Genomic DNA, 13043 nt, shown 5'->3' with positions numbered 1-13043 from the left:
CGCGGTCACTCACCCGCCGGGGCGGGAGCGGCCTGAGTGGTGTCCTCCGGGATCAGGGCGCCCGAGGCGGACAGCTTGAGGGATTCGCCGCGCCGCAGCTGAGGGATCGTGCCGATGACGCCGTCCTCGCCCAGCCGCTCGTCCGAATCGGTCACCGTGATGTCGGTGAGCGTCGTCTCCCAGTCATCCTGCGACAGGTTGGTGACGGTGTACACGAAGTACACGAGCTGGCCGTCGAGCAGCCGTCCGCCGGTCGGCGCGAGCGTGCCCGTCGCCTCGATGGCCTCGGGCGTGGAGACGTCGGTCACATCGACGTACGCGCTCTTGACGATCTGGATCGCCGGATCCGTCGCGTACAGCTTCGGCGTCACCCGGGGAACGACGAGACCGTCGTAGTTCGCGTCGTCGGAGGCGACCGTGAACGAGATGGTCACGTGGGTGCCCGCGGTCACGGAGCCCGCATCGGCGGTCACGGTGACGACGTCGGACTCGTCGGCGTGCGCGGCGATCACGGGATCGGCGGAGGTGTGGAGCTCCGGCGTGCCCTCCGGCTGCGCGATGACGGTGGCGAACGCCAGGTCCGCCGTCGGCTCCGGTGCACCGGCCCTGAGCCGCAGCGTGAACGTCCGGCCGTGAGGCTCGCCCGCGACCAGGTCGAACGCCGCGGGATCGACCTGAAGCGGGTTCACGAAGGCGATCCGCGCATCCGTGCTCGAGGCCGCATCCTTGTTCGTGAGTCCGCTCGGGGAGGCGACCCGGTCCGCGGCAAGCGCGATGGTCACATCCGCGGAGTCGTCCACCCGCACGACGACGTCGAAGGACATGCCGTCGCTGCCGGCCACGGGGTCGACGCGGACGACCCGCACGTCGAGTCGGGACGCGTCGATCGTGTCCGCCGTGGCGCTCGCCGTCGCCTGGAACGCCGCCGGGGTGACGGTCGCCGCGTCCAGCGGGATCGAGCTGGTGAGCGTGAAGTGGAGGTCCCGGCCCAGGGTGGGGTCGTGCTGACCGTCGGCCTGATTCAGGGTGAGCGCGGGACGGCAGTTGCCCGTCACGGGAACGACACGGGAGTACTGGGACGACTCGAGCTGCCCGAGGCCCTCGACCTGCGTCTGCAGCCGCACGAAGCCGGAGACGACGCCCGTGACGGGGTCCACCGCCTGCGCGGTGCCGTTCGGCAGGGTCACGGCCCCCACCGGCAGCGAGAACGCCAGCTTCGCGCTGCCGCCGGGAACGTCCCTCACCTCGCCGAGATGGACCTCGGCGGTGTCCCCGGCGGTCCAGTACAGCTGAAGAGTGACGGGCTCCGCCGCGGCCGTCGTCTCGCCGGACGGCGCCGGCTCGGTCGCATCGACGACCGCCGTGCACACGGGAAGCGTCGACGCCGGCGGCTCCACGCGCAGCGCGCCCTGTGGGATCGCCCCCTGCGGGACGGCCGCGGCCCCAGAGGGGGTCCAGGTCTGGACGGCCTCGTTCGCGGAGTCGTCGTAGTTGTCCAGCATCACCCGCGTGTCGGAGGTCTCCTCCGCCGTGCCCGGGGCCGCCTGCGACGCCGTGCGCGTGCCGAAGGTGTTGCCCTCGACCGTGACCAGACCCGTCTTCTGCAGCCGGATCGTGACGTCGCTGTAGCCGTCGAAGTGGTTGTCCGCCACGGTCAGGCCCGACGGGACCACCGAGGATGCGGACTCGGCGCCGTACCGCGCGATCGCGAACGTGTTGCCGCTCTCGGCCCGCACGAACGTGTTGCGTGCGATCGTGCTGGTGCCGTGCAGGCGGTCTCCGTACGGCAGCGTGATGAACGCGTAGTCGCGACCCGTGCCGTAGCCCTGGTTGTCCGTGAACACGTTGTCCTCGATGACCAGGTCGGTGATGTCGGCGGAGTTGCTGCCCGTCAGGTTTCCGGGGGAGCCGAGCTGAAACGCGTACTGCCCCGTCATGTTCTCGACCCGCATGTGGCGGAACGTCAGTCCGTCGATCGTGTTGTCCGTCCACGTGGGGCCGGCAGTGTCACGCCAGAAGTTGGTGAGCCGCGTCCGGCAGCCGGATCCGTTGCTGGCGCTGCACGTCGTGCCGCTCGAGTAGAGCACGTCCACGTGCTCGATGACGATGTCGCGCATCGCCTGATCCGGATCGTAGCTGTCGAAGACGAAGATCCCGCCGTCGACGGTGCTGTCGTAGTAGCCCGACACCTCGTAGTCGCGCACCGTCACGTCGCTGACCCCCTCGCGGAACACGACGAAGCGCTCGGGGCTGTAGTTCGCGGTCGTGGCGACGACGCCCTTGCCGCCGCCCGTGTCGCCGTCGATGACGACGCGCTCGGCGTCGGGACCGATCACGAACGACGAGCCCGGCGAGAGCACCATGTCGGCGTTCTGGACGGTGATGTCGGGCCCGTCGAGGTAGAACGCCGCGGCCTCGTAGGAGTCGCTTCCCGCGCCCAGCAGCGTGACCGAGCCGTTCACCTGGATGCGGTGCCCGAGGTCGATCGTGACGGGCGACGTGACGTGGAAGTACGCCCCGTAGGCGTCCTGGGCGGTGATGCGCGTGGTGATCATCTTGTCGGCGTTGACGTTCGGGATGTCCCCCAGCCGACTGCCCACCGGGATGCTCTCGTCGACGGTGATCAGCACCTCGCCCGCCCCGAGGGCGAGCGCGTTCGACTCCTCGATCGCGGCGCGCAGCGTGCACTCCGGATCGGCCAGCAGCGTGTCGGCCGTGGCGCAGGCGCCGTCGCCCGGGGCGGCGTCCTCGCCACCCCACTCGAGCGAGTCGACGACGATGTTCGTCACGGCGGACGCGGGAGACGCGAGCACGACGGGGACGAGGATCGAGGCCACCGCGGAGACCGCGGCGATCGCCCCTGCGGCCAGGAGGCGCGTGCGTCGACGGCTGCGGCGGAGATCGCGGCGGGTGTGAAGGATGTCCATGGGTGTGTGCGCTCCTGCCCCGTGTGCGGGGGGCTGTCGAGTTCTCGGCCGGGTGCGGCCGATACCCATCCAATGCCGGGTTCCGCGCACGCGCGGGCGCCCGCGTCCGGTGCAGTGGCGCAGCGGGCGCGCCTGAGTGGCGCTCGGCCACCGGAGCCGCTCGGCGCGAAGCGGTCTGAGTAGGCCGGCCGCCTACGACGCGGTGCCCTCGAGAGCCGCAGCGAGCTGGTGACGCCCCTCGACCCGCAGCTTCTGGAACACGCGGTACAGGTGGTTCTCGACCGTGCGCGTGCTGACGACGAGCTTCCTGGCGATCTCGCCGTTGCTCATCCCCTGGGCCGCGAGCTGTGCGATCTCGCGCTCCCGAGCGGTGAGCGCGTGCTCCTGCAGCAGGGGCCGGACGAGCGCGGGGTACGCGCCTCCGAGCCGTTCGGCCTGCTCGCGCACGCGCCGGGCGATCTCGGCGTCGTCGGCCTCGCCGGTTCGTGATGCGAGGGCGGCCGCCGCGATCTGCACCCGGATCGACCAGCCCGCGTACCCGAGCCGGGCGAGCTCGTCGGCCACCGGCAGCATCTCGGCCACAGCCGATCCGGCGAGGGCACGTCCGTACTCGACGAGCACGCCCGCGAGGCCGCCCGGTTCCGCGCCCGCGCCCCACTCGCTCATCCGGTCGACGCGCGAGCGGTCCGGGTCCAGCTCGAGGCAGCGCACGGCGAGCATCAGCGCGTTGACCGCGTACCCGCGGCCCACCGCCTCCTCGGCCGCCGCCCACAGGTCCCCGGCGACGGCGGGCGGCGCGTCGCCCGCCGCCAGGCGCGCGTGCGCGCGCGCCTGGATCGAGGTCATCAGCGGAAGCGGGCCGATCGTCGGCACCACACGGTCGGCCTGGTCGGCGATGGAGCGCGCCGTGGCCTTTCGACCGATCCCCGCCGCCACGCGACCCGCGGCCACGAGTGCGCCGAGGTGGAAGTGACTGTGGCGAAGGGGCGTGTAGCCGACCGAGAGCAGGATGCCGACGTGGTCGCGCAGGCTCGCGTCATCGCCCCGCAGCACGAGAATCAGCGCGAGCGCGTAGCCGTATGCGGTGATGGCGTCGGGATCGAGTCGGGAGATGCCCTCGTCGAAGCGCCCGCGTGCCTCCTCCTCGGCGGCGAGCAGATCGCCCGCGAGCACGAGCGCGAGCGTCCGGAGCGGTGCGGCCCCCTGCAGGAGCGAAGGGTCCTCGTCATCGATCAGGTCGAGCTCGTCCAGCGCCGCCGCCGGGCGACCGAGCGCGAGCAGCTGCTCGGCGCGCACTGTCCGGATCGTGCCCGCGACCATCGGCGGTGCCCCGTCGGGGGGCTCCGGCAGCGGTTCGTCCGGGTCCGTCGCCTCGTACACGTACGCGAGATGCGCGAGGTTCGCGTCCAGCAGGCCCGCCCATTCCCCGGCGTGTTCGCGCTCGGCGGCGAGGAAGGCGCGGGCGCGGTCCATGCCTCCCGGAGCCGACGCGAGGACGAGGGCACGCCAGACGGAGAGCAGCGCACGATCCTTCTCGTCGCATCGCGCCGACGGCGTCGCGAGCACCGAGTCGATCTCGCCGCGGTCGCCGCCCAGCGCCATCAGCGAGACCGCGTACGCGATCGCCGCGGGCGCGTCCTGCCGCCGCTGCCACTCGGCCTTGCGCACGAGCGACTCGGCCGTGAGGCGCTCGTAGACCATCCGGTTCAGCGTCGCATCGAGCGAGCTGCGATTCTCGGCGTCCTCGGTCGCGGGCCTGCCGAGACCCCGGCGCGGCAGGTATCCCCCCTGTCCCGCCGCATCGAGCGCGCCGGGCGCGATCGGCGGACGCGGGCGATCCGGTGCACGTCGATCCGCGAGCGTCGCATCGATCTCGTCGAGCACGCGCATGCGGCGGGCACCCATCCGGTCGCGGCTCAGATGCTCCGACAGCAGCGGCGGGTACACGCTCAGCGTGACCGCGCCGTCGGCCGATGCGAATGCGAGCAGACCGCGTTCGTCGAGGGCTTCGACGTCGCCCCACGCGACCAGCTGCCGGGCGACGCTCACGTCGACGGCCCCGACGAGGGACAGCTTCAGCAGCGCATCGAGCTGCGAGGGCGCGAGCCCCTGCAGGAACGGCTCCACGACGCCGGCCAGCCGGGGCGACCACATCGTGGGAGCACCTCGCCACATGCCGCCGCGCTCGGCGATGAGCCCCTCGCGCAGGCCGTTGTCGATGATCGCCTCCATGAGCCCCGGCAGCCCACCCGACTTGGCGTGGATGCGGGCCGCGGTCTCGACCGCGACCGGTCCCCCGCACAGCTGCTCGATCAGCTCGGTCGCGTCGCCGAAGGCGAGCGGCGGCATCACCAGGCGCACTCCTGGTCGCACGAAGGCGGCGAGCGAGAACTCCGGGACGATGCGCGCGATCACGGTGGACGACAGCAGCGGCACCGGGCGATCATGCAGCGCGGCGACGATGGCGCCCGCCGAGGTCTCGTCCATCAGGTCCGCATCGTCGATGACGAGCACGGTGCGCTCTCCCGCGATCGCGCGGTGGAGGGCCGCGACCGCGGTCGACACGGGCGTTCCCGCGCCCGGGGCCCGGCTGTCGAGCAGGCCGGCCACCGCGAGCGCCTCGAGCGGCCTCGAGCGCAGGGCGGGGCTGCCGTGGATCTCCACCGTCTCCCAACCCGCCCCGGCGATCTGCTCCACCACGGCGCGCAGCAGCGCGCTGCGCCCGCTGCCGGGCAGCCCGGACAGGCTCACGCTCACGCCGGACCGCAGGTACTCCACCGCGTCGTCCCGCAGGTCTGCGAACAAGGACTCCGACATGGCGCTCACACTACTCACGGGCGCGCGGGCCGCGAGCGCCGCTCGGACCCTCCGCCCGACTGCACAATCCGAGGCGGATGGCAAGCGGGTTGAGGCGCTCGAGACGCCGAAGGACGCTGTCCGGGTCAATGCGAGAGAGGGGCGCAGATGAAGGCGATGGTGTACCGGGGTCCGTTCCGGGTGCGGGTGGAGGAGAAGGACATCCCGCCGATCGAGCATCCGAACGACGCGATCGTGCGGGTCACGCGCGCCGCGATCTGCGGATCCGACCTGCATCTCTACCACGGCATGATGCCCGACACCCGGATCGGGACGACGTTCGGCCATGAGTTCATCGGCGTGGTCGAGGAGGTCGGATCGTCGGTGCAGAGCCTGCAGGTCGGCGACCGCGTCATAGTGCCGTTCAACGTGTACTGCGGATCGTGCTGGTTCTGCGCGCGCGGCCTGTACTCGAACTGCCACAACGTCAACCCGAACGCCACGGCGATCGGCGGCATCTACGGGTACTCGCACACGTGCGGCGGGTACGACGGCGGCCAGGCCGAGTACGTGCGCGTGCCGTTCGCGGATGTCGGGCCCAGCGTCATCCCGGACTGGCTGGACGACGAGGACGCGCTCATGCTGACGGACGCGCTGCCCACGGGCTACTTCGGCGCGCAGCTCGGCGACATCGCGGAGGGCGACACGGTCGTCGTGTTCGGCGCCGGTCCCGTAGGCCTGTTCGCGGCCAAGTCGTCATGGCTCATGGGCGCGGGGCGCGTGATCGTGGTGGATCACCTCGAGAACCGCCTCGCCAAGGCGCGCGAGTTCGCGCACGCCGAGACGATGCACTTCGGCGAGTACGACGACATCGTCGTGGCGCTGAAGAAGGCCACGGATCACCTCGGCGCCGACGTCGCGATCGACGCCGTGGGGGCCGAGGCCGACGGAAACCTCACCCAGCACATCACGGCGGCGAAGCTCAAGCTGCAGGGCGGCTCGCCCATCGCGCTGAACTGGGCCATCGATTCGGTGCGCAAGGGCGGCAACGTGTCGGTGATGGGAGCGTACGGGCCGATGTTCTCGGCGGTGAAGTTCGGCGACGCGATGAACAAGGGACTCACGCTCCGGATGAACCAGTGCCCGGTGAAGCGGCAGTGGCCGCGCCTGCTCGAGCACATCAGGAACGGGTACCTCAAGCCGAGCGAGATCATCACGCACCGGCTGCCGCTCGAAGACATCGCCGAGGGGTACCACATCTTCTCGGCCAAGCTCGACGGCTGCATCAAGCCCGTGATCGTGCCGAGCGCGGCCTGAGAGGAGAACGACATGCCGTACACCGCCGAAGACCCGAGGCACTGGTCGGCCGCGGAGCTGCGCGCCCGCATTCCCGGCTGGGGCGCCGATCTGGACCCCGCCGATCGCCCGTCCTACCCCAAGCAGCGCTACGCGCCCGGCGAGACCGGGGCGCACTGGGAGGAACCCGAGCAGCAGCCGGAGCGCACACCGCGGGAGCGGTCGATCGAGCACGCGCGGCTGACTCCCGTGTTCGGGACGTCCGCTCCCCTGCACGGCGTGTCGGGTGCCATCCGACGCTTCGCCTACGCCCGGTTCAGCGAGGGCCGCGCGGCGCACTGGCTGCTGCTCCTCCTGGGCGACCGCGTGGACGCCGTGGAGAGCAGCCTCGCCTCGCTCTTCACCGGCCACCCGGACAATCCCCTCGCCGAGACCGGGGTGCTCAGCGAGCGGCGCCGCCACGGGATCACGTCGCGGCTCGGTCGCGGACGCGCGGACGTGAAGCACCAATGGCTGGACCCGATCCTGGTCGCCGGTCCCTGGCTGCTCGCCGCGTGGGGCGTGATCGCACTCGCGCGCAAGGCGCTCGGGCGACGCTGACACCTGTCCCGGATGATCAGCGCGGGCGGACCGTGAGGCCCTGCGTCACCGTGCCGACCGGACCGTCCTCGTCGTGGAGCACGCTCATCGTGACGCCCGCGCCATCCGGCCCGAACGACACGGTGGTGTCGAAGCCGATCCACTCGCCGCGGGGCGCCCGGATCAGGTGGGCCGCGAGATCCAGATTGGGGTAGACGACGTCGTCCGACGCCGCGCGCGGAGTGACGCCGTTCGCGAGGTCGACGATGCCGAGCAGCCGGGCGACCGGACTCACGGGCACTCCCTGGATGAGACCGAACCGCGGCCGCATCCAGAAGGTGGCGCGTCCCGGCTCGTGCTCGATGCGCCGGGCCTCCATCGACGCCACGAATCCGCCGGGCCACCGCGCCGTGGCGTCCCATTCCGGCACCTCGTCGAGCGGCGGGACCGTCGGCAGCGGCGTACCCGCGAAGCGCGCTGTGTCGAATGCCTGGGCGAGCCAGGCGCGGGCGATCAGGGACGTGCGTCCGTCCTGCCCGAGCCGGGCCTCGACGAGCTCGATCGTGCGGCCCGCGCGCAGCACGGTGACGGACACATCGACCGTCTCCAGCGGCATCGTGCCGAGGATCTCGCAGGAGAACCGTGTCAGCCGCAGTCCGTCGTCGCGCCGCGCGTCGCGATCCCTCTCGATCGCATGCGCGAGCAGTCCCATGCCCGGCGCGACATGCTGCTCATCCGGATTCCACCCGCCGCCGACGTGCTGCGTCGGGCGGAACCTCGACGCGGACTCGGGGAGGTAGTACGCGCCGTCGCTCATCCGGTCATTCTGTCAGCGGCAGCCGCTCACGATGGACGGGGACGCGACCGGTCGTCCTCCGGCACGTCGCCCTCCCCGAGGTCGCGCTCGCTCAGCGCCGCCTCCTCGGTGGGCGTGGTGGGACGGTCGTCCCCGGCCGGCTCCGCGAAGCCGGCGAAGTCGGTCTCGCCGTGCTCGATCGCGAGGCGGTCGGCGTCCTCGTGGTCCAGGCGCGCGGCCTCGCCATCGGGGTCTCGTCGTTCCTCGCGCGCGGTCACGTTCCGACCTCGTCTTCGCCATAAACCTCGCTCGGCGCGTCGGCGCCATCCGGCAACGCCGCCGCGTCCGGGTCGCCGTCCGCGAGGGAGGCGTCGCCCGCCGGCGCGTCGGCGCCCATCGTGCCATCGTTGCCGGTCGGTGTCTCGGCGCCGCCCAAGGTGTCGCCCGCCGCGTGAGGGCCATCCGGCCCAGCGGCGTCATTCTCCTCGGGGAGACCCTTCCCGTTCGCCCCGCTCTCGGGGATGCCCGCAGTGCTGTCGCTCATGTCCTCACGATGCAACGGAGAGGGCGGCGAACGCAGGGGGTTGCCGCCCCGCGCCCGGGGCGCTAGGCGCGGGCTGCGCCGCGTTCGACGACGGGGCGGATCGGGGCGATGGCGTTCGTGCGGGTGAAGGGCATGGGCTGGGCCGCTCGTCTCTCTCGTCGACCGCGCCTGGGACAGCGCAGGTCGTCTGTGCACACGGCGCGCGGGGATCTCGCGCCGCGCCTCATGCTGGCGCAGCATGACCCGCCCGCGGAACCCCTCGATCCCGCTGTCTGAGACGCTTCACGCGATCTTGAGCGAACGATAGGCCGGGGGCCGCAGTCCGGCTCCGACGTAGCCAGCAGACGCCCTCGGGAACGCGTAAGGCCCTCGCCGGAGCGAGGGCCTTATCTGTAGCAGGAGCGGGGCTTGAACCCGCGACCTCACGATTATGAGTCGTGCGCTCTCACCAACTGAGCTACCCTGCCATCGCATCTCGGTCGCGAGATGCGGAGAGCCCCGAGTCAGGATTGAACTGACGACCCCTTCCTTACCATGGAAGTGCTCTGCCACTGAGCTATCGGGGCGTGCCACCCACGCCGGGGCAACCACACGAGGATATCATCCTCACGGCCGGGACTCGAACCGAGCGCCCGCCCGCGCGAGTCTCACTCGCCGTCGGCCTCGCCTGCCACACTGCCCGCCTCCGCGGCGTCCTCCTCCTTGGGGAAGTGGACGCCGGCGTGCTCCTGCAGCCAGGGCAGCGGGTCGATCGACTGGTTGCTCGGAAGGCGCAGCTCGAAGTGCAGGTGCGCGCCGAACGAGCGACCCGTGTTGCCCACGAGGCCGATGACATCGCCGACCTCGACGTGCTGCCCCTCGGTGACGCGGATCGAGCCGTCCTGCATGTGCGCGTAGTGGCTCGTGATCCTCTGGCCGTCGATGACGTGGTCGATGTAGACGTTGTTGCCGTAGGCGCCGTACGAGCCGATGCGCACCGTGCCCCCGGCGATCGCCTGCACCGGCGCGCCCGCGCCCGGGGTGAAGTCGATGCCCTCGTGCAGGCGCCCCCAGCGCTGGCCGAAGCCGAACGACTTGCTCGTGCCCACGACGATGGGCCACTGGATGTCGGCCGTCGGGTCGTTGACGTAGAAGGCGCCGGCCGTGTTGATGCCCGAGACCTCGGCCATCTCGGCGAACGTGGTCGCCTCGTACCCGCTCGAGCGCTCGATCTGCGCGTTCTCGACCTGGGCCGGAGCGACGAAGGCCTGGATGTCGTCGTCGTCGGCGCCCGCGGCAATGGACGTGCCGGGCGCCGAAGCGCTCTTGGTCGACGCGAGCGCCGAGAACGGGGTCGTCATGCCGACGGCGAGCAGGCCGACGACGCCGAACGCTCCGATCGAGGCCGTCAGCGTCGCGACGCGGCGGACGCCCGAGTGGCGCGTGCGGGGGGTGCTGCTGCGCGGTGCCGCGGGCTTCATCGCGGGACGCGGCTCATCCGATGCGGCGAGAGGGGTCTCGCCCGTGAAGTTGAGGGCGCGAGCGGCCTCGATGAACAGGTCGACGGGCTCGTCCGGCGCGGTCGTCGTCGACGCGGCTTCGATGACCTCGACCACCGGCTCCTCGGCGGCGAGCGGCGCGGCCTCCGCAGACGGCAGGGTGACGTGCAGCACCGGCCCGGCGGGCACCGGCACGGGCGGCACCGACACCGCGCGCGACGACCGACGCGTCGCGTGGACGACGGGCGTCACGACGACGGCCGGAGCGGACTCGGCGAGCACGTCGGGAAGCGGCTCGGGGGCATGCATCGCGTTCTGGGGCGCGAGCGCGCGGCGCTCGCGCCGCGTCAGCGGCGCCTCGGGGGCAGGGCGCACAGCCGCGACGCGGCGTGAGCGGCGCGTGGGCGCGGACTCAGCCGGAGAGACGTCGAAGGGCACAGAAAGGACTTTCGGGTAGGCGCCACGAAGTGCATCGCGGGGGGCGGCGCGTCAGTACGGGAGCCGTCATTCCGTCTCGGGTGACAGAGTAACGATTGGATAAACACTATCCCCTTAGTGCTGAAAACGCCATGTGCGATCTTCCCGCTCGGCGGGAGGAGCTCACCGCGTCCGCGCAGCGAGGCAATCCCTTCTCAGCCGAGGATGCGCTCGCGCAGGCGCTCGTACAGTTCCGGGCCCGCGACGATCGCCATGGAGCGACCGAATTCGTCCGGTTCAAACCATCCCGAGCGGCCGCCCGCCTCGTCCACGAGCAGCCGCCCGGCCGCGATGTCCCAGGGCTGCAGGCCGCGCTCGAAGTACGCGTCGAGGCGGCCGGCCGCGACGAACGCCAGGTCGAGCGACGCGGCGCCGATCCGACGGATGTCGCGCGCCAGCGGCATGACGCGCGACAGCGTCTCGAGGTCGCCCGCGTGCGTGCGGGGGTCGTAGCCGAGTCCCGTGCCGATCAGGGCGCCCGCCGGGGCATCCGTCGTCACCGACAGGCGGCGGTCGTCGAGCCACGCGCCCTCCCCCGTGGCCGCCCGGAAGGTCTCGCCGAACGACGGCGCGCGGACGGCACCGGCCAGCGCGCGCCACTCCCCCGGGTTCCGCGATCCGGTCACGGCCGCGATGCTCACGGCGTAGGAGGGCATGCCGAACGCGTAGTTGACGGTGCCGTCGATCGGATCGACGACCCACGTGATCCCGCTCGTCCCCTCCGCGTCGCCCGACTCCTCGCCGAGGAAGCCGTCATCCGGACGCGCCACGGCAAGGCGAGAGCGGATGAGCGCCTCGACCTCGCGATCGGCCTCCGTGACGATGTCGGCGAGGGTCGACTTCGAGGCCGCGATCGCGACGCCCTCGGTCCGGCGACGGCGGGCGAGCTCGCCCGCCTCCGTCGCGATCTCGACAGCGAGGTCCTGGAGCTCGAGCGGCGACGTCATGCCCTCACGGTACCGGCGACGCGGGTGGAGTCCGCGCCCCAGGGGTCACCGGGGCGGCCTCTGGCCGGGCTCTCCCGGGTACGGCGGCAGCGGGGGCCGCGGCGGCACGGGCGGGTACGCCGGCGCGGGGGCCTCCCGCGGAGGCGCGTACTCGGGCGGCGCCTGGTACCCCGTCGGCACGCCCGTGTAGAACGCGTTCCAGTCCGGCGATCCGTCCGGCAGGACCGGGAGCGGCGTGCGTCCGTCGACGTACGTGGGCCACTGCTGCTGTACAGGCTGCGGCCCTCCGGGGCCGGCCGGCGGCTGCGTGGGACCGACTGGACGCGGTCTCTTGGGCGCAAAGAGGGCGTTCAGCAGCGGGATCATCAGGGTGCCGACCACCACAAGGATCGCGAGCGCCACGACGATCCGCCAGTAGAGCTCGTGGAACTCGAACGTGTCGGTGAACGCCAGGTAGAACAGCAGGAGCAGCACGAGCGCAGCCGTGAGCACGGTGGTCGTGATCGCGATCGCGCGCGTGAACGTCGTGACGTGGCGCTGGTGCGACTTCCAGAGGAAGTGCTGCGTCCACACGGCGAGCTGAACGAGGCCGATCGCGAGGATCAGGTGCCAGATCCGCTCGACGACGTTGAAGTCGGTGTACGCGCCCTCGATCACGGGGAACGGCGTCCAGATCTTGACGGCGCCGACGAGCAGCACCAGCACCCAGCCGATCATGCTCGCCAGCACGAGCCAGCTCGGCCGCCGGTCGGCCATCCCCGCCTCCATCAGGACGCACCCCGAGAAGCCGGCGAGCAGCACGATCGTGAGGAACGCGCGTCCGACGAGCTCGTTGCCCTGCGGGCCGATCAGCACCCACACGACGCACACGACGGCGGCGGCGATCAGCGCCCCGATGGCGATCCAGAGGGCGCCGCGCAGCACCTTCGACATCCGCTCCGGATCGGGTTGCTCGGACAGACCCCCGGCGGGTGTCTGTGGCTGCGGTGGGAACTGGGTCTCCTGATGCGGCGGCACGTGCTGCGGTGCCGGATCGTGCGGTGCGCCGTTCGGAGTCGACATCGAGATCCCCTCTCCTCGCGGACCCCGCGGTCCGCGGGATCATCCTGGCACGCAGGATGCGCCGACCGACAGGATCGCGAGGGGGGAGATGGCGAAGCCCCCAGGGTGATCCTGGGGGCTTCGTCCGGGGTGGCAAGTGAG

General features: G+C 71.8%; 10 protein-coding genes and 2 tRNA genes. 2 read left to right on the top strand and 10 right to left on the bottom strand.

The window, feature by feature from the left end:
* Nucleotides 1-5: 5 nt before the first annotated feature.
* Entirely contained in the window at nt 6-2927 is a 2922-nt protein-coding gene (locus AAD528_RS07945) for a right-handed parallel beta-helix repeat-containing protein (RefSeq protein ID WP_345751534.1), read from the bottom strand.
* Between the two features lie 192 nt (nt 2928-3119).
* On the bottom strand, nt 3120-5744 hold the full coding sequence (locus tag AAD528_RS07940) for a helix-turn-helix transcriptional regulator (protein ID WP_345751533.1): 2625 nt from the start codon (nt 5742-5744) through the stop codon (nt 3120-3122).
* 147 nt (nt 5745-5891) lie between these two features.
* On the opposite strand from AAD528_RS07940, the gene AAD528_RS07935 reads away from it, so the two are divergent.
* Both AAD528_RS07935 and AAD528_RS07930 read left to right on the top strand, forming a co-directional pair.
* Complete coding sequence (locus tag AAD528_RS07935; protein WP_345751532.1) at nt 5892-7040, top strand: zinc-dependent alcohol dehydrogenase; 1149 nt, start codon at nt 5892-5894, stop codon at nt 7038-7040.
* A gap of 12 nt (nt 7041-7052) precedes the next feature.
* Nucleotides 7053-7619 carry a hypothetical protein gene (locus AAD528_RS07930; RefSeq protein ID WP_345751531.1) on the top strand — a complete coding sequence of 189 codons (567 nt, stop codon included), beginning with the start codon at nt 7053-7055 and terminating at the stop codon, nt 7617-7619.
* Between the two features lie 16 nt (nt 7620-7635).
* On the opposite strand, the gene AAD528_RS07925 is transcribed toward AAD528_RS07930, so the two are convergent.
* The 8 genes from AAD528_RS07925 to AAD528_RS07890 all read right to left on the bottom strand — a co-directional run bounded on the left by AAD528_RS07925 (nt 7636) and on the right by AAD528_RS07890 (nt 12902).
* Nucleotides 7636-8415 (bottom strand): thioesterase family protein, encoded by a 780-nt coding sequence (locus AAD528_RS07925; protein ID WP_345751530.1) that lies wholly within the window; start codon nt 8413-8415, stop codon nt 7636-7638.
* Between the two features lie 26 nt (nt 8416-8441).
* Entirely contained in the window at nt 8442-8672 is a 231-nt protein-coding gene (locus tag AAD528_RS07920) for a hypothetical protein (protein WP_345751529.1), read from the bottom strand.
* A complete protein-coding gene (locus AAD528_RS07915) occupies nt 8669-8938 on the bottom strand; it encodes a hypothetical protein (protein ID WP_345751528.1) in 270 nt (89 codons plus the stop codon). Before AAD528_RS07915 ends, AAD528_RS07920 begins: the two co-directional genes overlap by 4 nt.
* Nucleotides 8939-9331: 393 nt before the next feature.
* Nucleotides 9332-9405: transfer RNA gene (locus AAD528_RS07910), tRNA-Met, on the bottom strand.
* A 27-nt stretch (nt 9406-9432) separates the two neighbouring features.
* Nucleotides 9433-9504, bottom strand: a tRNA-Thr gene (locus tag AAD528_RS07905).
* An 81-nt stretch (nt 9505-9585) separates the two neighbouring features.
* Nucleotides 9586-10791 (bottom strand): M23 family metallopeptidase, encoded by a 1206-nt coding sequence (locus tag AAD528_RS07900; RefSeq protein WP_345751527.1) that lies wholly within the window; start codon nt 10789-10791, stop codon nt 9586-9588.
* Nucleotides 10792-11048: 257 nt separating this feature from the next.
* The gene (locus AAD528_RS07895; RefSeq protein WP_345751526.1) at nt 11049-11840 is read right to left on the bottom strand and encodes an inositol monophosphatase family protein; all 792 of its coding nucleotides are present in this window, start codon (nt 11838-11840) and stop codon (nt 11049-11051) included.
* Between the two features lie 45 nt (nt 11841-11885).
* Complete coding sequence (locus AAD528_RS07890; protein WP_345751525.1) at nt 11886-12902, bottom strand: hypothetical protein; 1017 nt, start codon at nt 12900-12902, stop codon at nt 11886-11888.
* Between the last annotated feature and the right edge of the window lie 141 nt (nt 12903-13043).

Source organism: Microbacterium rhizophilum (genome assembly GCF_039605615.1).
GTDB classification, from domain to species: domain Bacteria; phylum Actinomycetota; class Actinomycetes; order Actinomycetales; family Microbacteriaceae; genus Microbacterium; species Microbacterium rhizophilus.
Note: the sequence above shows the minus strand (reverse complement) of the source record. Positions and strands in the feature narration are given on the sequence as shown.